Below are 22,741 nucleotides of genomic sequence, written 5' to 3' on the forward strand. Positions count from 1 at the left end.
TTTACCATGTTGTCAATAGTTATTTTCTTATCCTTGCCAATTCGATTTCTAATGCTTCTTTATATTTTTTTTCAGTAGTGCTTAGTGTCGAATTCAGTATATTGTTTTTTTCGTATGGATCATTAATTAAGTTGTACATTTCCTCCTTTTCATTAGTAAACACTAATAATTTGTATGTACCATTGCTAATTGTCCAAGCATCATTTTTTTCATTCTTCATTTCAGAATACTGATACTTTCTTATTAATTTATTTTCGGACAAAAGTGACTTAAAGCTTTTACTATCATTTATTTCATCAATTTCTACACCTGCTATTTCGGCTATTGTTGCAAATAGATCGGTACTGGTTATTAAATTGTTGTCTATCCCTTTTCTTTCAACTCCCTTACCAGATACAAATAAAGGCATATTAATTCCGCCTTGATATATACTTCTTTTTACTTGATTTTTATTGTATGGATCCTGAGTCACTATTGGTTCTGTGCCGTTATCACCCATAAAAATAATAATAGTATTTTCCCTGTCTTCTTTTGACAGGACATTTAAAAGTTTTCCTATTTGAAAATCCATTGCTTCAATAGACGCCATAAAATAAGGGGTTGGATCTACATCTTTCGTATAAGCCGGTAAATTTCCCTGACTGTGCATTTTTAAAGGAGGAGTATGAAAAGGAGTATGTGGAGCATTATATGCTAACCACATAAACCAAGGTTTTTCTTGTTTTTTAATCCAATTGAACGCTAAATCTGTAAATTTTTTGGTAGTATATTCTGTGGATATTGTTGGTTTTCCTTTTTCTGATAATGGCCAATTATAATAATCTTTTACAGAACCTTTAAATATTCCTGCATAATAGTCAATGCCAAAGGTTTCAGGATTAATAGTTGTATCGTAACCCGATAAATGCCATTTGCCAACTACAGCGGTGGCATATGAATTATTAGTGTTTTTGTTAATGTATTTTTGTAATAAAATTTCATTTTCACTCAATTTTTGATTCGCCCATCTTACGTTTGTTCGATAGCCATATTTACCCGTAATCATTGATGCTCTTGTAGGTGAGCAAGTTGGATATGTCCAGAAATTATTAAAACTTAAACCAGCTTTTCTAATAGCATCTAAATTTGGTGTATGAGGTTTTATAGTTCCTTCCGTATATCCAGATAATGCGTCTTTCCCCATATCATCTGCTATTATAAATAATATGTTTGGTGCTTTATCAGGTGTTTTTTTATGATTTATTTTACAACTAAAGAATAAAATGGATAATAAAATGGATAATAAAATGTAGAATGTTTTTTGCATTAATGTATGGGGTGAATTAGAATTTTTGCCAACGTTCTCTGGATCAACAATTAAAACAGGTGTAACTTGTTGTTTTGTAGGTGTTTATTGTTTTGGGGTCCCAAAATCGTTTCTAAACCAAATCACTTTTAATAATTTGTTTTAGTTCATTCAGATCACTGTAAACCACAAATTCTCCATCTTTAAAACAAGAGATGTGTCCGGTTTCTTCACTAACAACAAGGGCTAGAGCGTCGGTTTTTTCAGAAACTCCGATACCAGCTCTGTGACGTAAACCAAAACGTTTCGGGATGTTTTTTTCGTTATTTACAGGAAGGATAACACGGGTGGCTTTTACCGTGTTGTGGTTTATGATTATCGCGCCATCGTGCAGGGGACTATTCTTAAAGAAAATACTTTCTATAATGGGTTGAGTGACTTTAATATTCATTTCGTCACCCGATTCCGATAAAAAATCTAGGTTGTTGTTACGTTCAAAAACAATTAAAGCACCGGTTTTAGATTGTGCCATTTTATTACATGCCGAAATGATGGCATCCACATCGGTTTCGTTGCTATTTTCTGTTTTAAGAAAATTGAGTTGCTTAAATAATTTACCACGGCGACCAAAATTGGTTGAGCCGACCATGAGTAGGAACTTCCTAATTTCAGGTTGAAAAACAACAATTAATGCAATAATACCCACCTTCATAAAACCTCCAAAAATGCTAGAAAGGAGTTCCATGTTTAGGAAATCGGTTAATCGCCACGCCCCATAAATAATAATAATTCCAATGAAAATATTAATGGCTACGGTACCTTTTACTAAACGGTATAAGTAGTAAAGGAGTAAAGCCACAAGAATAACATCGATAATATCAACTACCGTAAAATTTAAAATGTCTTTAAAAATTTCCAATGATTGTTGGGGTTTTTGGTAAATGTAATGAAATATGATTAATTGTAAAGAAACTCTTTTTTCGAGAATTTTAGAGGTGTAGTTTTTTTGTTTTGAAACAAGGTTTTGTAATCAATATAGTCCTGAAAACTTAAATCTTCATGAAAACCTAAGGTTATGGTGCTGCCGGTCGTATAAATTTTATTCAAGTCCGAAAATAGGTTGTCTGCATTAGTATTGATAGTTGGAACGTCTTTGTCTTTTTGATCAAGCGTTATTTTGTCGTTGTTGTCAAACCGCACTATAATTGGATGCTTTGTAGTATTTGAAATGCTATCTTCATTTGTATAAACCACGTCTGTAAAGTCGATAAATCCTAAGTTTTTTCTACTTAAATCATGACAAGTATAATAGTTTCTGGCGTTTTCGTTTTTATGACTAGAATTGTTTTTTTTATCCTGAAGGAATTTAATCTTCGGAATAACCTGTTTTAAGCTTAATCGTTTGTCGACATTAATAAGCCAGTTGGTTGATACAATTAAGTTTTTTCTATTTAGTTCTATACTATCCGTTTGGGTTTCATCGTAAAACAAATAGCCGGGTGATACATCATTAATTTCAGAAATTTCAGAATGATTTATCTCTGGTAATTCTAGTACTTTTTCATTTCCGCAGGAACATAAAACCAACAGACAAAGGAATACAAAATTCAGTTTCATGGTTTATTATGAATTTAGGGCATCAACCAATGTTATACATTCTACAGCTTCTCTAACATCGTGAACTCTTAAAATAGAAGCACCTTTTTGTAAGGCTATTGTGTTTAATACCGAAGTGCCGTTTAGAGCATTTTGGGCATCAGTTTGAAGTTTTTTGTAAATCATGGATTTTCTTGAGAGTCCGATAAGCATCGGTTTATCAGTCATTTTTAGAAGTTCCAGTTTGTTGAGAAGTTCATAATTCTGCTCTAAATTTTTAGCAAATCCGAAGCCAGGATCTACAATCACATCAATAATCCCAAGCGCTTTAGCAGCGGCTAAACGTTCTGAAAAATAGAATAAAACATCTTTTGTAATATCGTTATAATCGGTTTGCTGTTGCATGGTTTTTGGTGTGCCTCGCATATGCATCATAATGTAGGGTACTTTTAATTTAGCAACAGTATCTAACATATTACTATCTAATTTTCCAGCTGAAATATCGTTAATCAGGGCAGCTCCAGCGTGTGTACATTGCTTAGCAACCTCACTTCTAAAGGTATCTATGGAAAGTAGTATATCAGGAAAGTTTTTTACAAGCGATTTTACAATTGGGACAATACGATTCAATTCTTCAGTTTCGCTCACATCATCAGCGTTGGGGCGGGAGCTATAAGCACCAACATCGATAAAAGTAGCACCTTCTTTCAGCATTTTGTCTACGGCTAAAAGTACTTCTTTTTCATTTTTATGAGCACCACCATCATAAAATGAGTCTGGTGTTACATTCAATATCCCCATGACTTTTGGGGTAGATAAATCGATGAGTTGTCCTTTGCAATTTATAGTCATTGATGTGGTTTTGTGAGGTCTAGGAATATAAATCGAAGATTAAGCCTTAAACCTTTGAACATTCTAATAATTTATGCGAAATTTACGCAAAATTCAATTTATTTATGCAAGATACTTCAAAACAATACGACGCTGTCATAGATATCTGTAAAAGTTTATTCACAAAGAAAATGAGCGATTATGGCTGTGCCTGGAGAATCTTGAGACTACCATCATTAACCGATCAAATTTTTATTAAAGCCCAACGTATTCGTGGCTTACAAGAAAATGACGTTCAAAAAGTAAATGAGGGTCAAGAAAGTGAGTTTATAGGGATTATAAACTATAGTATTATGGCATTAATTCAGATAGAAAAGGGCGTTGTAGAACAACCCGATTTGTCGCATGATGAAGCTATAGATCTATACACAAAAATGGCCGCTGCAACTAAAAAACTGATGGAGGACAAAAATCACGATTATGGCGAAGCTTGGCGTGATATGCGGGTGAGTAGCTTAACCGATTTAATATTGCAAAAGTTACTACGCGTGAAACAAATTGAAGATAATCAAGGAAAAACTATTGTAAGTGAAGGTATTGATGCGAATTATCAAGATATGATTAATTACGCGATTTTCGCTATGATTCACTTAAATGCAGGTAAAAAATAGATGAGAGTATTAGTAGCCATTTCTAGAATTTTTGTAGGTGTATTATTTATAATTTCAGGTTTAATTAAGCTGAACGACCCCTTAGGATTTTCTTATAAATTACAAGAATATTTTAGTGCCGATGTACTAAATATGGAATTTCTAATCCCATATGCTTTAGGGATTTCTGTGCTAGTAGTGGTTTTCGAAGTTGTATTGGGCGTATTCTTATTAATAGGGTATAAGCCTAAATTTACGGTTTGGAGCTTGCTGTTAATGATTGTGTTTTTTACTTTTTTAACTTTCTATTCGGCTTATTTCGATAAAGTAAAGGATTGTGGCTGCTTCGGCGATGCCCTTAAACTAACCCCATGGGAAAGCTTCACCAAGGATGTTATACTTCTGGTTTTTATATTAATATTATTTGTAGGCGTAAAATACATTCACCCTGTTTTTGGAAAACTACAAACCACCATTTTCGCTTTATTGAGTTTTATTTTAAGCTTATGGTTTGGTTTTCATGTTTTAGAACATTTACCTGCCGTCGATTTTAGAGCCTATAAAATTGGAGCCAATATTTCAGAAGGGATGTCTGTTCCAGAAGACGCACCTAAACCAATACAAGAATACAGCTGGACCTTTAATGTAAATGGCGAGGAAAAAACGATAAAAACAAATGGTTCTTATCCGTCGGTAGATGGCGATTTTGTTGGTGTTGAAACTAAGGTGATTCAGGAAGGATACCAACCACCCATTTACGATTTCTCTATCGAAAGTGAGGAAGAAGATCTCACAGCACAATTTTTAGCTGAGGAAAAACTCATTGTAGTAGTTTCTTATAGCTTGGAGAATATTGAAAAAAATGGAGCATTGAAGTTAAAAGGTCTTCAAGATGAAGCCCGAAAAAAAGGCTATAAAATTATTGGGTTAACCGCTTCTGGAGAAGACGCTAAACAACGCATTAAAGAAACATATAATATCGATTTTGAGTTTTATTTATGTGATGAAAAAGCTTTAAAAACGGTGGTTCGTTCTAATCCAGGGGTGTTAGAACTCGATAAGGGTACCGTGATGCAAAAAGTACATTGGAATGACATCGAAGAATTAAAGCTTTAAATCTGAAGAGATGATCATTAAAAAAATAAATTGATAACTGCTTGATAGGATATTTGTTAAATAAAATAGGATATGCTTTACTCACACTCTTTGGGGTGGTTACGGTCATATTCTTTTTATTTAATGTGCTTCCTGGTGATCCTGCTCAAATGATGTTGGGGCAAAATGAAGACAGCGAGCAACTCCAATTAATAAAGCAGAAATATGGCTTCGATAAATCGACCACAACACAATACCTATATTATTTAAACGATTTATCTCCCATTTCCATACACTCCAATTCGGAGGACGATTACACCTATTTAAAGCCAGGGAAATATCATGAAAACCGTTTGTTTTCTTTAGGAAACAAAACCGTTGTTTTAAAACTACCCTATTTACGAGAGTCTTTTACCAAACAAGGGAAATTGGTGAGTCAGGTGCTAAGCGAAACTTTACCTAATACCTTCGTTTTAGCCATTACGGCTATTGTTATTGCCATGCTTTTAGGGGTGTTTTTAGGCGTTGTTTCTGCTTTAAACAAAGATACTTGGCTCGACAAATGCATTCAAATTATAAGTACTTTTGGGATGAGTGTCCCTTCATTTTTTAGCGCCATTTTGTTTGCTTGGTTATTCGGATTTGTATTACATGAGTATACCCATTTAGAAATGACGGGGAGCTTGTACGAGTTAGACGATTTTGGCGAAGGCATGCATATCAGATGGAAAAACTTAATTCTTCCAGCCATCGTTTTAGGGATAAGACCTTTGGCAGTGGTTATTCAGCTTATGCGTAATTCCTTATTGGAAGTTTTTAATCAGGATTATATCAGAACCGCGAGAGCGAAAGGTTTAAGTGAGTTTCAAATTATAAGAAAACATGCCATAAAAAACGCTTTAAATCCTGTAGTTACTGCCATTTCGGGATGGTTTGCTTCCATGCTGGCAGGAGCGGTTTTTGTAGAATACATTTTTGGTTGGAACGGCTTAGGGAAAGAAATCGTGAATGCCTTAAATACTTTAGATTTACCCGTTATCATGGGGGCGGTACTTATCATTGCTTTACTTTTTATCATTATTAATATTTTTGTAGATCTTATTTATGTTTGGTTAGATCCTAAAGTAAAGCTAGAATAATAAAGCGCATTCTTAATGTTAGGTTGATGCCAAAAGCGAGACCGATTCATTTAACAAATAACATACTTCAATAATGAAAAAAATAATCACTTTACTTGTCGTTTTAATCAGTATAACCTCTTGCAACTCACAAACCCCAACAAAATTTTCAGAAGACGCCTTAAATGATGTATTTTTAGGCTTGAATGGCGAGAAAACGGTTTTTAAAGACATATTAAGTGCTCATAAAGGCAAAGATATCGTTATAGACGTTTGGGCATCATGGTGTAGCGATTGTATTAAAGGCATGCCTAAAGTGAAAGCATTGCAGGAAAACCACCCCGATGTGGCCTATGTATTTTTATCTTTAGATAGGAAGATTGATGCATGGAAACATGGCATTAAAAAATATGAAGTCGAGGGGGAGCACTACTACCTGGAAAATGGAAAGAAAAGTCCGTTTGGAGATTTTGTAAATATCGATTGGATACCACGATATATGGTGGTTGATGCCGAAGGAAATATTAAGTTATTCAAGGCAGTTGAAGCCGACGATAAAAGGATTGAACACATATTAAATAACTAAATAAAAACCTTGAAAAAACAAGGGACATACTACCATGAGAAAACAAATTGTAGCAGGAAACTGGAAAATGAACAACGATTTAGCGCAAACCGAAACGCTAATAACAAGCTTATCTAAACAGGCGAAAACTACCGATGCCGAAGTTATGATTGCACCAGCAGCAACCAATTTATGGCATGCTTATAACAGTACTAAAGGTACAGGTATAGAAGTTGTAGCTCAAAACATGCATTTCGCTGAAAACGGTGCCTATACAGGCGAAGTTAGTGCAAGCATGCTAAAAAGTATCGGCATCAATACCGTGATATTAGGCCATAGTGAGCGTCGTGAGTACTTTAATGAAACCGATGAAACCTTAGCCAAAAAGGTAGATATGGCCCTTTCTAAAGGTATGCGTATCATTTTTTGTTTCGGTGAAGAGTTAGCTGATAGAAAAGCAGGAAAAGAAGAGGCCGTAGTTGGCAGTCAAATTAAGAATGCTTTATTCCACCTTACTGCAGCCGATTTTCAGAATATTGTTTTAGCCTATGAGCCAGTTTGGGCCATAGGAACAGGAGAAACGGCTACTGCCGAACAAGCACAAGACATGCATGCCTTCATAAGAAAAACATTATCGGATCAATATGGGAATGATGTTGCAGAAATGGTTTCCATACTTTATGGTGGTAGTGTAAAACCAAACAACGCTGAGGAGATTTTCTCTAAGCCAGATGTAGATGGTGGTTTAATTGGGGGTGCTTCACTTAATGCCGAAGATTTTTTCGCCATCGTTAATGCGTTTTAATTCCTAACAACTTAGATCATTTTCGTTAATTCGGAAATAGCTTTTAATATTTTGGGCGTTACCCCGATGAAAAATCGGGGTCGCGCTTTACGTTATATCTTTTTTTCCTAAGGTCAAAAAAGGATGCCACTTCAATCGCTAACGCAGTACCACGTGTATTTCGTCATTCTGAACTTGATTCAGAATCTCATCTTAGATATAACTTGTGGAAAAATGTTGCAAGACTGAGTAATGTGAATGGAACGGCTAATAAAATTAAGTAACGTAGTTGGTATCGAGTGTAGACGTGAACCAGAATTTACTTATGGGTATTACTGGCGTTTCGTTATTTATTATCCGTAATAAGTTTATCTATATCAGATTTTAATTTTGGAAGGTGATTTATAAGAATGGACCAAATATTTTCATCAGATATGTTGTCGTAGGCGTGAATCACTTGGTTTCTTAATCCAATAATAGCTTTAGCATTGGAGATGGTATTTATAAAGGAAGCATCTCTTTTAATAATCCGGTTAACAGCTTCTCCTATAATCTCTAAATCACGCTCAACAGCTCTTTTAAGCATGGTGTTCTTTCGGTATTCATCGAAATCTTTATCTGTCTTTTCGAAATAAAGGTCAATCTCTTCGATTGCCATTTTTATATCAAAAAGCCATTTTAAAACCCTTTCATCCATATACTAATTCTTTGTTTTTTTCTATGGATTTTATAAGGATAGGGTTTTTAAGAGTCTGTTCTTCAATGAGGTCAACTTCTCTTTGGAAAATTTTTTTAAGTTTTTCTTTTAGTGATAGATAGTTATCAAAATATTTTTCTAAATCGATTTTTTGAAACTTTACTAAAAAATCTATGTCACTATTTTTTGAGAAATGATTTCCAGTAGCTGAACCAAATAAATAAAGCTTTTCTACGAGATGCGCTTCGCAGATTGAATTTATTAAATTCTTATTTTGTTCAGTTATAATCATATCTCAAATTTAAGCCATTTAATTTTAAGTTCACAATTTTTGTCAATATGAAAGTCATCGAAACAATATCAAATTAAACTTCCGTTAAGTTTAAGAACTCTTTATGAGAACAATTCGTATAATTTCGACATTTACTTCTATCTTTGTAGTCCGAAAAAAATAACTATGTCGAATATCATTTATATCGGGTACGAATTTAAGGTAACCCCTTTACAACCAGGTGTTGAGATTTTAATTGCAGAATTGGGCTATGCTGGTTTTGAAAGTTTTGTAGAAACCGAGCAAGGGACTACAGCCTACATTCAAAAGGAAGAATGGCATGCCAATATTTTAGATGATATTCAGATTTTGAAATCCGATGAATTTGAAATTTCATACGAATTCAACGAAATAGAGCAAACCAATTGGAATGCCGAATGGGAAAAGAATTTCAATCCTATTGTAGTTGATGATGTTTGTGCGGTACGAGCGCCTTTTCATGAGAAATTCGATACCGAATACGATATTGTTATCGAACCTAAAATGAGTTTCGGAACCGGACATCATGAAACGACCCACATGATGATTCAGCATATTTTAAAAAATGATTTTTCAGGTAAATCGGTTTTAGATATGGGCTGCGGAACTGGAGTTTTGGCAATTCTCGCCGAGATGAAAGGGGCTCAACCTATTGATGCTGTCGATTATGACAACTGGTGTTATTTGAATAGTTTGGAGAATGTAGAGCGTAATAATTGCGAACATATCACCGTTATTGAAGGAGATGCTTCCGTGCTTGAGGGAAAAAATTACGACGTTATTATTGCCAACATCAACCGAAATATCTTATTACAAGACATGAAAACCTATGTGTCTTGCCTAAATGTTAACGGTACCTTGTTTTTAAGCGGTTTCTATAATGATGATATTCCGGTTATTCAAGAAGCTTGTGAAGCCCTTCAGTTAAAATTTCAAGAGAAATTAGAGAGAAACAATTGGGTCGCTTTAAAATTTATAAATTAGTAATAAAAAAAAGATGAGTATTAAAGAAAAAACATCCGAAGAGGTACTGCTCGAGGAAGCGGTTTCAACTCAAAATGAAATAGTAGTGTATAATGATGATGTAAATACCTTCGATCATGTTATAGAAACGCTAATCTACGCCTGTGATCATACGGCAGAGCAAGCAGAACAATGTTCCTTAATAGTGCATTATAACGGAAAATGTACCGTAAAAACAGGTGATTACGACGATTTAAAACCTCGCTGTACCATGCTTTTAGAAGCTGGTTTAAGTGCTGAAATCGTGTAGTTTTCAGTAACACGAATTAAAATTTATTCAGTAGGATATCTCTGAGAAATAGAATGAAATAAAAAAGCCAAGATTTGACAACGGTTAAATCTTGGCTTTTTTTATTTAAAGTATCGTGTTATTCACATTATAAAGTTGACGGACAAACAAAATTAGTTGTTGGTAAATCGGAGTTTTTGATGGCTCCAAAACCACCAGCAATATCAATTAATTTGTTAAAACCTCTAGCTTTTAAAATAGATGCTGCGATTACCGAGCGGTAACCACCGGCACAATGCACGTAGTATTCTTGGTTTTTATCAATAGCCGACATATTATCATTAATATAATCTAAAGGAAAATGTTTAATATTATTACCTTCTAAGTGTTGCGATTTATATTCACCATCTTTACGAACATCTAAAACCTGAATAGAGTCACTTTTAAATCGACTCGAAAATTCATCCACGTTTATTGATGTGATCGATTCAACATCTTTTCCTGCTTGTTTCCAAGCTTCAATGCCGCCTTCTAAATACCCTAAAGTATGGTCGTAACCAACGCGCGATAAACGCGTCACGGTTTCTTCTTCTTTACCTTCTGGGGTAATTAATAAAATAGGTTGCTTTAAATCGGTTATCAAAGCGCCAACCCAAGGGGCAAATCCGCCATGAATACCAATAAATATAGAATTCGGAATGTGTGCCTTTACAAATTCAGTTTCATGCCTTACATCTAAAACCAAAGCGCCTTCTTCGTTTGCTAAATGTTCAAATGCTTCTGGTGTTAAAGGGGTGTTTCCTCTTTCTAAAACCGTTTCAAATTCATGGTATCCCGATTTATTCATCATGGCATTTTTTGCAAAATACTGTGGTGGCGGAGCAATCCCGTCTAACACTTCTTTTACAAATTCAGCTTTAGTCATATCGGCTCTTAAGGCATAGTTTGTCTTTTTTTGTTCGCCTAAAACACCTACGGTTTCTTTACTTAGATTTTTTCCACATGCCGAACCAGCGCCATGAGCAGGGTAAACAATGGTGTCATCTGGTAATGTCATAATTTTGTTTCTTAAAGAATCAAAAAGCATCCCAGCTAAATCTTCTTTAGTTAAATCCGATTTAATCGCTAAATCAGGTCGGCCTACATCACCCAAAAATAAGGTGTCTCCCGAGAAAATAGCGTGTTCTTTACCGTTTTCATCTAATAGTAAAAAGGTTGAAGACTCTAAGGTGTGTCCCGGGGTGTGTAGTACTTTTATGGAAATATTTCCAAGCTTAAAAACTTCATTGTCTTTTGCTGCATAGATGTCGTAATCGGTTTTAGCACCAGGACCAAAAACGATGGTTGCGCCTGTTTTTTTAGCCAAATCGATATGTCCGGATACAAAATCGGCGTGAAAATGCGTTTCAAAAATATACTTAATGGTGGCATTTTCGGCTTCAGCTTTATCCACATACTGCTGGGTTTCACGTAGCGGATCGATTATGGCTACTTCACCTTCAGATTCGATATAATACGCGCCTTGCGCTAAACAACCGGTATATATTTGTTCAATTTTCATAATCTTATATTTTTTTATTTCCTTGAAAAAGGAAACCTTATTGTTTTATTTATTCAAAAGTATAAACCCCTTGACGATTACTTTGTAACTTATATAACATGAAGTTCCAATAGTTCTCTATATATAATAAATGTTGCCATAATCAATACAAAAACACCAAAGCTTTGTTTTAACTTTTTAGCGCTTACGTATTTTGAAAAAGCTCCACCTACTAAAATACCTAACACAGAAATGGCTGTAAAGGTTAAAAGGAAAACCCATTCAATGTCTAATGTTTGAATATCTCCTAAAAAACCTATTAATGAATTAATCGTTACAATAATTAATGAGGTGCCTACGGCTTTTTTCATAGGAATATTGGCCCAAAGTACTAAAGCGGGAACGTATAAAAATCCGCCACCAGCACCAATTAAGCCTGTAATCACGCCTATAGTGATGCCCTGAATAAAGGTTTTGTAATAGGCTTGCTTTCCTGTTGTAGGTGTTACATTCTTCTTCTTTTTTATCATGGAAATTGCGGCAAAAAGCATGATGAAAGCGAAAAAGACCATGATGGTTATGTCTTTAGTAAGCTGCAAACTACCAACGGTTAAAAGGATGTCTGGAATGCTAGGAACTAAAAAGCGTCTAGAGAGATAAACCGCCATAAATGATGGAAATGAAAAGGCTAAACCTATTTCAAAATCTACCAATCCTTTTTTGTATTTATGATAGGTACCAACTAACGATGAAATTCCAACAACAAAAAGCGAATAGGCCGTAGCCACAACCGGGTTATACCCAAGAAGGTAAACAAGTAATGGTACCGTAAGTATGGAACCTCCACCACCAATTAAACCCAAAACAAGACCTACAATTAGAGCGCCAAAATAACCTATAATGTGGATGCTGTCCATATTTAATGCGGCAGTTTATTTTTTAATAAACCATAGATGAATGTCCCTAAAAGAGCGGCTGCAATAACAATAAGCATACTCCAAACCCCCGTACCTAAAAGAATGTACATCGGACCAGGACAAGCACCTATAAGGGCCCAGCCAAGTCCGAAAATAGTACCGCCGATGATGTATCGGGCAAAACCATTTTCCTTTTTTGGAACATATAAGTCGGCCCCTTGCATGGTTTTAATATGGCCACGTTTTGATATTTGTAAAAACAATACACCAACAGCAATAGCTGTTCCTATAATGCCATACATGTGAAAGGATTGAAAACGGAACATTTCGTAAATGCGGTACCAAGAAACTGCTTCCGATTTAACTAAAACAATACCAAAGAAGATACCTACGAGTAAGAATTTTATAAATTTCATGTGTTTCGTTTAATTTTAAAATAAGAGTGGTAAAATGAGATTAGCCATAATAAGGCCACCGATAAAGAAACCAATCACAGCAATTAGTGAAGGCTTTTGTAAGCTACTTAAGCCTGTAATAGCATGGCCAGAAGTACAACCACCGGCATAGCGTGTTCCAAAACCTACTAAAAGGCCACCAACAATTAAAAGAATAATGTTTTTTGGAGTAGCCAGAGCCTCTAAACTAAATATTTCATTAGGTACTAATGTGTTTCCAGGAGTTTCAAAACCCATATGTTGAAGTTCTACAACTGTAGTGGGATTTAATGCTGTTCCGCTATCATTAGATAAATAAGTAACGGCGATGTAGCCACCAATTATGGCACCAAGTACAACCGTGAGGTTCCACAGTTGGTCTTTCCATTTAAAATTGAAAAAATCTGAGAATTTACCTGCTCCACCAATGGCACACATGGTTCTTAAGTTCGAAGACATACCAAATGTTTTACCGAAGTAGAGTAGTAGCGCCATAACGATGGCGATAAGTGGGCCAGAAATATACCAAGGCCACGGGTTTAAAATATGTTCCATGCTATTAATTTTACCACAAAAGTATGGTGCAGATCATACAAACTTTGTGATAAATGTTACCTAAGCAGGGACGGGGGCCTATGAAAAATTATAGGATTTCAATTTTGTTTCGGCTTAGTACAATTTTGTTTTCGTTTTCTAATTGTTTTAAAAGCCTCGAAACCACCACACGCGAGGTGTGTAAATCTTCTGCGATATCTTGATGTTTAATAATGATATTTTTCGATTCATGGAGCACGGTTTTATTAACGAGATATTTATATAAACGCTCGTCCATTTTCATAAAGGCTAGATTGTCAATAGCTTCTAACATTTCATCAAAACGATTTTGATAACTTTCTAAAATAAAGTTGCGCCAGCTTTCATTATTCTGAAACCACTTTTGCATGTATGAAACAGGAATCATGATAAGGCTAGAGTCGCTTTCGGCAACGGCGCGTATTTTACTTTTTGCGGTGCCAATACAGCAGGTTAACGACATGGTGCAAGTTTCCCCAGCTTCTAAGAAATAAATAAGTAATTCGTTGCCATCTTGATCTTCTCTCAAAATTTTAATATTTCCACTTAATAAAAGAGGGATAAATTTGAGCGTTTGATTTACATCAATGATAATTTCATCCTTTTTAAAAGTTTTATTTATACCTATCTCAAAAATTTCGTCAATAAGTGCTTGGTCTAAGATATTATGGTATAGTTTTCTTAAAAGATTCTCTTTCATGAGGTTATATTTGTTTTTGTGTGATTTAGTCACATCTAAATCAATTAAATTACAAAATTAAATGGATGCTCAGATATTTTTTCAAAAGTAATGATTAGAAAATTGATAAAAATGTTTGCATATGTTTTAAATAAAAATGTATATTTGCACCCACAAAATAAGGCCGCGTGGCGCAACTGAATAGCGCACTTGATTACGGCTCAAGAGGTTCCAGGTTTGAATCCTGGCGCGGTCACTAATAGAAGTATTAGATAAGTATAAATCCTTGCAAATCATATGATTAGCAGGGATTTGTTGTTTTTGGGAATTCATATAATTTGAACTAATTTGAATTAAAATGTTCGCTATTCGGTTAGCTGTTTTTGGCTATCGGTTAGTGTTAATCTTTTAAGTAGGAATTGAACTATAATTGATTTGGCCTTCGTCTTACGGAATGTTTAACTATTAAAGATGACAATTATGAGTGCAAAATCCACGTTTTCAATTTTGTTTTGGATTTACAACAAAGATGAGGTAAATAATCAAGGGATTGTTTATGCCAGAATTACCGTAGACGGTAAACGTTCTAATATTAGCCTGAAACGAAAGGTTGATATTTTAAGATGGGATAAAAAATTACAAAGACTAAATGGAACTACAGAAGAGGTAAAATCTTTTAACCAGTTTTTGAGCAGTATTTATACCCAAATATTTCAAATTTATCAGGACTTAAGATTAAAAGGAGAATTAATTACTACAGAACTTATTAAAGCTCATTATTTAGGTGAAACTGATGAACAGAAAACACTTCGAGGTCTATTAAATTATCATAATGCCAAAATTGAGGTTACTCTGAGCAAGGGTACGATTAAAAATTTCCATGTAACGGAGAAATATATTGGATATTATTTAAGAGATATTCATAAGACTTCAGATGTCTATTTGAAACAGTTAAATTATAGGTTCCTTATGGAATTTGAACAATATTTACATAATTTCTGGCCTAAAGGACATCCTAAATCTATGTCTCATAACACCGTTATGAAACATATTCAAAGGTTTAGAAAGATTGCAACATTGGGATATCATATGGAATGGATGAGTAAGGATCCATTTATTAGGTGGAAACCCAAATGGGAGAGACGTGAACGAGAATTTTTGTCCCCAGATGAATTGGCTAGACTAGAAAGTAAGAAGCTTTATTTAGAACGTTTGGATAGAGTTCGTGACTTATTTGTCTTTAGTTGCTACACAGGAATTAGTTATGTGGATGTTATGCAACTGAATTCAAAGAGTATTGGTAAGGGTGTAGATAATGAGGATTGGATACTAATTAAAAGACAGAAAACAGATATCCCTGTTAAAGTGCCGTTGTTAGATAAGGCTCTTGAGATTATTAAAAAGTACAGAGGACATCCAATAATACAGGTGTCTGGAACACTTCTCCCCGTCATCACAAATGAGAAGTTAAATTTGTATCTCAAGGAGGTCGCTGAGCTTTGTGAAATTGATAAAAATTTGACATTCCACATGGCAAGGCATACGTTTGCAACTACCGTGACTTTAAGTAATGGTGTTCCAATAGAGACTGTTTCGAAACTACTGGGGCATAACAAAATTTCAACAACACAGATTTATTCAAGAGTAGTGGAAACTAAAATTAGTCAAGATATGGATGAATTGAAGAATGTTTTGAACATTAAGGCTAACCAAAAAGCTCATAAAAATAGTCGAGAATTCGGTATGCGAATAGTTTAATAACATAAGAGAAATGAAATATTATTTCTGTTAGTCTTATAAGCAGACGTTCATAGTTTCGAACCCTGTCATCTCGACAAAATTGAAATATTGAAAATCAAATAAATGTTAAATAAATTATTTTCAGTGTTTAGGTGTTTTTTTGTTTTGTTTGAATTCGTTTGAAATCGATTATGAGGGTGTCCTATTTTAATAGAAAATATAAATATGATATATTTTCCTATTTCAATCCATTATAGGTTTTAAAAAAGAATATTTGGTGGTCTAAACGGATTATTACCAATAAGAAAATTTCCCCAACTCACATAAGGTTGTAAAAGAATTTAAGGAAAACAGTTTGAATTAGGATTGAATTATTTGAAATTTTCGTATAAAAATCTCAGTAAGTCTTAAGGGTTTTATATTTGTTTCCAAAGTACGTTCCTCAGGAATATGTGTCTTTTATAATGGCAAAAGGAATATTTGAGAATAACTGCACTTATTTGAACAATGATAGCTTTAATAGCCATTATAATGTAAATTTGGGCAACAAGCTTTTAGGATGCATTGATGCATTATTGTTTAAAAGAGATACTGTCTATAGGTCTTGTTAACTATGGTTTAATAGGTTCTAAAATGTTTGCTGTTCAACAATTTCATTATCTTTAAACAAGCAAACAATTCAGCATGTGTTTTCATACATCGACCATTACAAAAACAAAAAAGCTAGAACAGCATTTTAAAGTGAGATTAAGTAGCGAAGACATTCGCACCATTTTCGACAAACCACAATATCACTTAAACGGATTTTCACATCCTAACATGCTCGTAATTCCGCAGCAAAAGAGTGAAGTTTTAGCACCAGGAATTTGGGGCATTGTGCCAGATCATAAAACCCCCGAACACATTTTGTCCTACTACAAAGAAGCGGTGAAATATGGCGGCGGACTCAATGCGCGCTCTGAAAAGTTGTTTGATCATTTCATATACAAAAAAGCGATACACGAACAGCGGTGTATCATTCCTGTATCAGGTTTTTACGAACCGCACGAACATCAAAAAAAGAAATACCCGTTTTTTATTCAAAATAAAGAGCAGAAACCCTTGGCTCTAGCAGGTATTTATTCTGTAATAGGAAGTTATATTACGTTTTCTATTATTACTAAAAACGCTTCGCCATTTTTCGCTAAAGTACATAATGTTAAAAAACGACAGCCTTTAATTTTAGATGCAGAGCATGCAAAATCTTGGCTAGCTCCAAATCTTACCACAACACAAATTACCGATATCACAAACTTCTTTTATCCAGAAAGTCATTTACAAACGCACACGGTTAGTAAAGATCTTTTTTCTCCAAAGACGGATAGTAACATAGCGCGTATTTTAGATCCCGTAGAATATGATGGTGTAAAAATTTAAAGCGGTTAATTTAGGCATATCTACATTGTGTTCTTCGGTGAAGTCGTTCCGCAAAAAAATAATATTCATCAGCACTTTAAAATAAATCTATACCGTGATTAAAACGTGATGGTAGGTAACGAGGGTCCTTCCTCATAACAAATCGTTTATCTCAATATGAAACGTTTTGGATGTTAAAAAACTGCATTACTACAAATGTTAGCAATAAAAGATTGTAAATGTAGCTAATTTTGCAGTATGAATAAAAATATACTCCATATGGATCTCGACACTTTTTTTGTGTCCTGCGAACGCCTTATAGATAGCCGTTTACAAAAGCGCCCTATTCTTGTTGGTGGTACAGGCGATCGTGGTGTGGTGTCTGCCTGTAGTTACGAGACCAGAAAATTTGGAGTGCATTCGGGCATGTCCATGAAAGTCGCTAGACGCCTTTGTCCCGAAGCGGTAGTGATTCGTGGCAATGCTTCGGTATATTCTAAATACTCACATCAGGTAACCGATATTATTAAAGAAAAAGTACCTGTATTTGAAAAGGCTAGCATCGATGAGTTTTATGCCGATTTAACCGGTATGGACCATTTTTTTGGTTCCTATAAATACGCATCAGAATTACGAACCACCATTATTAAGGAAACAGGTTTACCCATTTCATTCGGACTATCAGCAAATAAAATAGTATCTAAAGTGGCTACTGGCGAAGCCAAACCCAATAACAAATTACGTATTGACCAAGGTTTTGAAAAGGCCTTTTTAGCACCGCTATCCATTAAAAAGATTCCGTCTGTAGGTAATAAAACGTATCAGATCTTGCGCAACCTAGGTATCGATAAAATTAGTGTTATTCAGCAAATGCCTGTTGAAATGCTCACCAGTGTGTTAGGTGTTAACGGACGCACCATTTGGAAACGCGCTTTGGGGATTGATAATCCGCCACTCATTCCGTTTCACGAACGCAAATCCATTTCTATGGAACGCACTTTTGGGAAAGACACGATTGATATGCATAAGCTCCGAACCACCATTTTTGCTATGGCAGAAAGTTTGACGTATCAACTCCGAAAGGGTAATAAATTAGCGGCCTGTGTGAGCGTTAAAATTCGTTATTCCGATTTCAATACCTATTCCAAACAGATACAAATCCCGTATTCCAGTGCCGACCATGTGATTATCCCTAGAGTATTGGAGCTATTCGAAAAACTCTACCAACGCCGCTTGTTAATCCGTTTGGTAGGGGTAAAGCTGAGTAACCTGATAACCGGAAACTACCAAATTAATTTGTTCGACGATACCGAAGAGATGCTTAGTCTTTACAATGCCATGGATAAAATTAAAAATCGTTTTGGTGAACACAGCATCCAAAAAGCATCAGCCTTAGGCGCAAAAACTATTGGAGGCACTCAGAATCCGTTTAATGGCGAACCGCCAATTGTTTTGGCGCATCGTACGCAGTAAATCAGTGATATTTTTCGCCACCCTTGAATTAAAAATTCAAAATAAACCCAACAGCAATGTACCTCAATTGCCACACATACTATTCGCTTCGCTTCGGAACCTTTTCTGAAATAGAACTTTTAGAGCTTGCCCAAATGCATGGTGTGCCATCTTTGGTATTAACCGATATCAATAATACTTCAGCTTGTTTGAATTTCATCAGAAAAGCTTCAGATTATAATATCAAACCCATTGTTGGTATCGATTTTAGAAATGGTGCCACCCAGCAGTTTGTGGGGATTGCCAAAAATAATTCGGGGTTTCAGGAATTGAATTTGGTATTATCAAGCTTCAGTCATAACAAACAAGTCATTCCAAACGAAGCCCCAGAGTTAAAGAACGCTTATGTTATTTACCCTTTTGAAGCCGTTTTAGAACAGGATAAAACCGATTTTAAAGCCTATGAGTTTATAGGTGTTTCGGTAGCAGAACTTCGGAAACTCCCGTTTTCTAAATACGTTCAGTATACCCATAAATTAGTCATTCAGCAGCAAGTAACTGTTCGCAATAAACGTGATTTTAATGCGCATCGTTTGCTCAGGGCTATCGATAATAATACCCTGTTAAGCAAGCTTCAGAAAATTGAAGAATGTCATCCAGACGATAGCATGTTGCCGCTTTCCGAATTAGAACAAGCATTTGAAATGTTTCCTTTCATTATCGAAAATACCAAACAACTTCTGGAGCAATGCCACATCCATTTTACTTTTGGAGCAAATCGTATTTCCCAAAATCAGCAAACCTATTTAGAGTCAAATGCTGCCGATTACGAATATCTAGAAAAACTCTGTTACGAGAAGCTTTCCAAACGCTACAGCCAACCTAGCACCAAAGTGAAATCCCGATTACAAACCGAACTTCAAACCATAAAGGCCATGGATTTTGTATCGTATTTTCTTATTAATTACGACATCATCAGCTATGCTAAATCCCAAGGTTATATTCATGTAGGGCGGGGGAGCGGCGCCAATAGTATTGTGGCTTATATTATTGGCATAACTGATGTAGATCCTATCGAACTCGATTTGTACTTCGAACGTTTTATCAATCCCTATCGGGCATCGCCACCAGATTTTGATATCGATTTTTCGTGGAAAGATCGCGAAGATATTACCCAGTATATTTTCAAACGTTTCAAGAATGTGGCTTTATTAGCCACTTACAACACTTTTAAATATCGGGCTGTCGTACGTGAATTGGGTAAAGTATTCGGTTTGCCCAAAGAGGAAATCGATAAACTGGCAGCCGATAAACACCAAACACAAGCTTTGGACGAAATGTCTAGTTTGGTGATAAAATACAGCAAACTCATTCAAGGATTTCCCAATCATTTAAGTGTACATTCCTGTGGTATCCTCATTTTACAAGAGCCCATTCATTATTATTCGGCAACCGATTTACCACCGAAAGGCTTCCCAACGGTACAATTTGATATGATTATTGCTGAAGATACTGGCATCTTTAAATTCGATATTCTCGGACAACGTGGCCTTGCGAAAATCAAGGAAGCCATTGAAATTATTCAGTACAATCGCCCTGAAGCACCGCCTATTGATATTACCCAAGTAGAACAATTTAAAAAAGACCCCAATATCAATGAGCTCTTAAAAAGCGGACGAGCCATTGGAGCGTATTATGTCGAATCGCCTGCCATGCGCGGCCTCATGCAAAAACTGCAAACGCAGGATTATATCGGACTTGTAGCAGCGAGTTCCATTATACGTCCTGGGGTTTCCAGTTCGGGGATGAAACAGGAATACATTAAACGCCAGCGTTATCCCGAAACCCGAAAACAAGCCAATCCGAAACTGTTGGAAATTATGCCAGAAACCTATGGTATTATGGTCTATCAGGAAGATGTGCTCAAAGTTGCTAACCAGTTTGCCGACTTAACTTTGGGTGAAGCCGATGTGCTCCGCCGTGGTATGAGTGGTAAGTTTCGCTCCCGAGCCGAGTTTGCCGCTGTAGAAGAAAAATTTATCAATAATTGCAAAGCTAAAGGCTATCCAGATGATCTCACCATCACGGTTTGGAACCAGATTAAAAGCTTTGCGGGCTATGCCTTTGCCAAAGGGCATTCGGCATCCTATGCAGTGGAGAGTTACCAAAGCCTGTATTTAAAATGTTACTATCCTTTAGAGTTTATGGTAGCGGTACTCAATAACGGTGGCGGGTTTTACAGTGCCGAGCATTATATTCATGAAGCTAAAATGTGGGGCGCTGAGGTACAAGCACCTTGCATTAATACTAGCGAACATTACAACATCATTAAAGGAAAAACCATTTACTTGGGTTTAGGCTACCTGAAAAGTTTGGAAACCTTGGAGGTAAAACGCCTGCTTACCGAACGGAATTTTAATGGGCCATTCACATCTTTAGCCGATGTGATAGATCGTGTTACTATTAGTATCGAACAACTCACTATTCTTATCCGCATCGATGCCTTAAGGTTTACAGGACAACCCAAAACCGAACTACTTTGGCAGGCCATTTTTAAGTGTAATGCCAACAAATCAAAAACAGCACAGGGCAAATTGTTTAAACCGCAACAGAAGACGTTTGTGTTGCCTAGCTTACAGACTTCGGCTATTGAGGATGCTTACGACCAAATGGAACTGCTGGGTTTTCCTCTGTGTTCATATTTCAACCTCATTAATGAAAACTTGCAACCTCATATTAAGGCTAAAAACCTAAAACACCACATCAATAAACGTGTATTGTTATATGGGCTGTTGGTTAATACCCGATTTCATAAAACAGCACAGGGCAAACGCATCCGTTTTTGCACCTTTACCGATCAGGAAGGGCATTATTTTGATACGGTACATTTCACCAAAGTTGTAAACCAATATCCAATCCATGGTATTGGCGTGTATGCTTGTTACGGTACGGTAACTGCCGATTTTGATTTTTGTAGTCTAGATATTATTTGGAGTAGGAAACTGGAAGTGATTACAGATCCTAGGGGGTAGTGCGTTAAATTAAATTTTATTGCACTATACAATTTTTAATTCTTTAATATGGTCATCAAATTCCAGTTTCAATTTATCGAGTAAGATTTTAAGGGATTTAGAGGAACCTTCTATGTTTTTTAAAAACTCTTCGTTTTTTACACGATTTCCCATGCTAATATGAATCATGTTCCTTCCATCAGAATGACTTAAATTTGTGCGTGAATCATTCTCATTCTTAGGGAATTTGTGTGTGAAATGGTTCCTGTATTCTCTAGTGTTTTTAATACTGGAATTAAATTCATTTAGAAGATCTTTTATGTCGTCATTATGTATTTTATTAAGTAACTCTTCTTTAAAACCTATTTTATGTTCTTTAAATTTTAAATTATAAAAACAATTTAAAATATGTGCTAAAATATCCAGACAAGAAAAGTAAAAATAGTAATAGATTTCAACAAAATATTGAAATTGAATCCCGTCTACTAATTCCTTTTCGTTACTTTTTATAATATTATCCTGAATTCCTCTTTCAAAATGTACTCTTAAAAATAATTCGGTTTCATGTAATTTAAATAGTTTGTTTGTTAATACACGATTCCAATTGTCAAGGTTGTTTCTTCGATTTACTTCATCGGTTTCCAAGTCACCGTTTAAAACACTGGTAATACTATTAATTCTTTTAAACAGAAAACACTCATAGTTTGGTATGAATTTGGTCTGATTTAGACCTTCTTCTAAGCTTGGATATTTGTAAAATTTATTTTTAATTGTTTTAGAACTCATTTTTAAGATTTATCCTGCAAGTTTAACATGG

The 22,741-nt window shown here is 35.2% G+C and carries 23 protein-coding genes and 1 tRNA gene; 12 read left to right on the forward strand and 12 right to left on the reverse strand.

All coding sequences use genetic code 11. The features are described from left to right. Positions 1-19: 19 nt before the first annotated feature. The 4 genes from A6I66_RS15105 to folP all read right to left on the reverse strand — a co-directional run bounded on the left by A6I66_RS15105 (position 20) and on the right by folP (position 3,733). Positions 20-1,306, reverse strand: coding sequence for a sulfatase-like hydrolase/transferase (locus tag A6I66_RS15105; RefSeq protein ID WP_067151292.1), 1,287 nt, complete (start codon positions 1,304-1,306; stop codon positions 20-22). Between the two features lie 112 nt (positions 1,307-1,418). Further along, positions 1,419-2,204, reverse strand: coding sequence for a diadenylate cyclase CdaA (cdaA, locus tag A6I66_RS15110; RefSeq protein WP_067151295.1), 786 nt, complete (start codon positions 2,202-2,204; stop codon positions 1,419-1,421). 38 nt (positions 2,205-2,242) lie between these two features. After that, positions 2,243-2,902 carry a hypothetical protein gene (locus A6I66_RS15115; RefSeq protein WP_157614243.1) on the reverse strand — a complete coding sequence of 220 codons (660 nt, stop codon included), beginning with the start codon at positions 2,900-2,902 and terminating at the stop codon, positions 2,243-2,245. Positions 2,903-2,908: 6 nt separating this feature from the next. Next, positions 2,909-3,733 (reverse strand): dihydropteroate synthase, encoded by an 825-nt coding sequence (gene folP, locus A6I66_RS15120; RefSeq protein ID WP_067151300.1) that lies wholly within the window; start codon positions 3,731-3,733, stop codon positions 2,909-2,911. A 104-nt stretch (positions 3,734-3,837) separates the two neighbouring features. Between folP and A6I66_RS15125 the strand changes: the two genes are divergently transcribed. The 5 genes from A6I66_RS15125 to tpiA all read left to right on the forward strand — a co-directional run bounded on the left by A6I66_RS15125 (position 3,838) and on the right by tpiA (position 7,945). Next, positions 3,838-4,383, forward strand: a complete 546-nt coding sequence (locus A6I66_RS15125; RefSeq protein ID WP_067151303.1) for a DUF1599 domain-containing protein — start codon at positions 3,838-3,840, stop codon at positions 4,381-4,383. After that, positions 4,384-5,478: a BT_3928 family protein gene (locus A6I66_RS15130; RefSeq protein ID WP_067151306.1), complete on the forward strand. Its 1,095-nt coding sequence runs from the start codon at positions 4,384-4,386 to the stop codon at positions 5,476-5,478. 41 nt (positions 5,479-5,519) lie between these two features. Then, positions 5,520-6,596 (forward strand): ABC transporter permease, encoded by a 1,077-nt coding sequence (locus A6I66_RS15135; RefSeq protein WP_067151310.1) that lies wholly within the window; start codon positions 5,520-5,522, stop codon positions 6,594-6,596. A 73-nt stretch (positions 6,597-6,669) separates the two neighbouring features. Continuing rightward, a complete protein-coding gene (locus A6I66_RS15140) occupies positions 6,670-7,161 on the forward strand; it encodes a TlpA family protein disulfide reductase (protein ID WP_067151312.1) in 492 nt (163 codons plus the stop codon). A 34-nt stretch (positions 7,162-7,195) separates the two neighbouring features. Further along, positions 7,196-7,945 (forward strand): triose-phosphate isomerase, encoded by a 750-nt coding sequence (tpiA, locus tag A6I66_RS15145; RefSeq protein WP_067151315.1) that lies wholly within the window; start codon positions 7,196-7,198, stop codon positions 7,943-7,945. 325 nt (positions 7,946-8,270) lie between these two features. Here the strand turns inward: tpiA and A6I66_RS15150 are convergent, their stop codons facing one another. Beyond that, entirely contained in the window at positions 8,271-8,582 is a 312-nt protein-coding gene (locus A6I66_RS15150; RefSeq protein ID WP_245683466.1) for a HepT-like ribonuclease domain-containing protein, read from the reverse strand. Between the two features lie 31 nt (positions 8,583-8,613). Continuing rightward, positions 8,614-8,913, reverse strand: coding sequence for a nucleotidyltransferase family protein (locus tag A6I66_RS15155; protein ID WP_067151321.1), 300 nt, complete (start codon positions 8,911-8,913; stop codon positions 8,614-8,616). 165 nt (positions 8,914-9,078) lie between these two features. Here A6I66_RS15155 and prmA point away from each other — a divergent pair, with 165 nt between their 5' ends. Together prmA and A6I66_RS15165 are read left to right on the forward strand one after the other, a co-directional pair. Then, positions 9,079-9,915, forward strand: a complete 837-nt coding sequence (gene prmA / locus A6I66_RS15160) for a 50S ribosomal protein L11 methyltransferase (protein WP_067151323.1) — start codon at positions 9,079-9,081, stop codon at positions 9,913-9,915. A gap of 13 nt (positions 9,916-9,928) precedes the next feature. Beyond that, entirely contained in the window at positions 9,929-10,204 is a 276-nt protein-coding gene (locus A6I66_RS15165) for an ATP-dependent Clp protease adaptor ClpS (RefSeq protein ID WP_067151326.1), read from the forward strand. Between the two features lie 127 nt (positions 10,205-10,331). Here A6I66_RS15165 and A6I66_RS15170 read toward each other — a convergent pair whose 3' ends face one another. The 5 genes from A6I66_RS15170 to A6I66_RS15190 all read right to left on the reverse strand — a co-directional run bounded on the left by A6I66_RS15170 (position 10,332) and on the right by A6I66_RS15190 (position 14,347). Next, positions 10,332-11,744 carry an MBL fold metallo-hydrolase gene (locus A6I66_RS15170; RefSeq protein WP_067151329.1) on the reverse strand — a complete coding sequence of 471 codons (1,413 nt, stop codon included), beginning with the start codon at positions 11,742-11,744 and terminating at the stop codon, positions 10,332-10,334. 89 nt (positions 11,745-11,833) lie between these two features. Beyond that, positions 11,834-12,640: a sulfite exporter TauE/SafE family protein gene (locus tag A6I66_RS15175; RefSeq protein ID WP_067151332.1), complete on the reverse strand. Its 807-nt coding sequence runs from the start codon at positions 12,638-12,640 to the stop codon at positions 11,834-11,836. Between the two features lie 2 nt (positions 12,641-12,642). Next, the gene (locus A6I66_RS15180) at positions 12,643-13,056 is read right to left on the reverse strand and encodes a DUF6691 family protein (RefSeq protein WP_067151335.1); all 414 of its coding nucleotides are present in this window, start codon (positions 13,054-13,056) and stop codon (positions 12,643-12,645) included. Between the two features lie 15 nt (positions 13,057-13,071). Beyond that, the gene (locus A6I66_RS15185; protein WP_067151339.1) at positions 13,072-13,629 is read right to left on the reverse strand and encodes a YeeE/YedE family protein; all 558 of its coding nucleotides are present in this window, start codon (positions 13,627-13,629) and stop codon (positions 13,072-13,074) included. Between the two features lie 88 nt (positions 13,630-13,717). Further along, positions 13,718-14,347 carry a Crp/Fnr family transcriptional regulator gene (locus A6I66_RS15190; RefSeq protein WP_067151342.1) on the reverse strand — a complete coding sequence of 210 codons (630 nt, stop codon included), beginning with the start codon at positions 14,345-14,347 and terminating at the stop codon, positions 13,718-13,720. Positions 14,348-14,508: 161 nt separating this feature from the next. On the opposite strand from A6I66_RS15190, the gene A6I66_RS15195 reads away from it, so the two are divergent. From A6I66_RS15195 to A6I66_RS15215, 5 genes are all read left to right on the forward strand, one after another. Beyond that, a tRNA-Arg gene (locus tag A6I66_RS15195) sits at positions 14,509-14,582 on the forward strand. A 224-nt stretch (positions 14,583-14,806) separates the two neighbouring features. Further along, complete coding sequence (locus A6I66_RS15200) at positions 14,807-16,084, forward strand: site-specific integrase (RefSeq protein ID WP_067151396.1); 1,278 nt, start codon at positions 14,807-14,809, stop codon at positions 16,082-16,084. A 666-nt stretch (positions 16,085-16,750) separates the two neighbouring features. After that, positions 16,751-17,482 carry an SOS response-associated peptidase gene (locus A6I66_RS15205; RefSeq protein WP_067151345.1) on the forward strand — a complete coding sequence of 244 codons (732 nt, stop codon included), beginning with the start codon at positions 16,751-16,753 and terminating at the stop codon, positions 17,480-17,482. Between the two features lie 237 nt (positions 17,483-17,719). Beyond that, positions 17,720-18,934: a DNA polymerase IV gene (gene dinB, locus A6I66_RS15210; RefSeq protein ID WP_067151347.1), complete on the forward strand. Its 1,215-nt coding sequence runs from the start codon at positions 17,720-17,722 to the stop codon at positions 18,932-18,934. A 56-nt stretch (positions 18,935-18,990) separates the two neighbouring features. Then, positions 18,991-21,945, forward strand: coding sequence for a DNA polymerase III subunit alpha (locus A6I66_RS15215; RefSeq protein ID WP_067151350.1), 2,955 nt, complete (start codon positions 18,991-18,993; stop codon positions 21,943-21,945). 24 nt (positions 21,946-21,969) lie between these two features. Here the strand turns inward: A6I66_RS15215 and A6I66_RS15220 are convergent, their stop codons facing one another. Beyond that, positions 21,970-22,710, reverse strand: a complete 741-nt coding sequence (locus tag A6I66_RS15220; protein WP_067151353.1) for a Cthe_2314 family HEPN domain-containing protein — start codon at positions 22,708-22,710, stop codon at positions 21,970-21,972. Between the last annotated feature and the right edge of the window lie 31 nt (positions 22,711-22,741).

Origin of the sequence: Pseudotamlana agarivorans (assembly GCF_001642835.1) — a bacterium.
Lineage (GTDB): Bacteria > Bacteroidota > Bacteroidia > Flavobacteriales > Flavobacteriaceae > Pseudotamlana > Pseudotamlana agarivorans.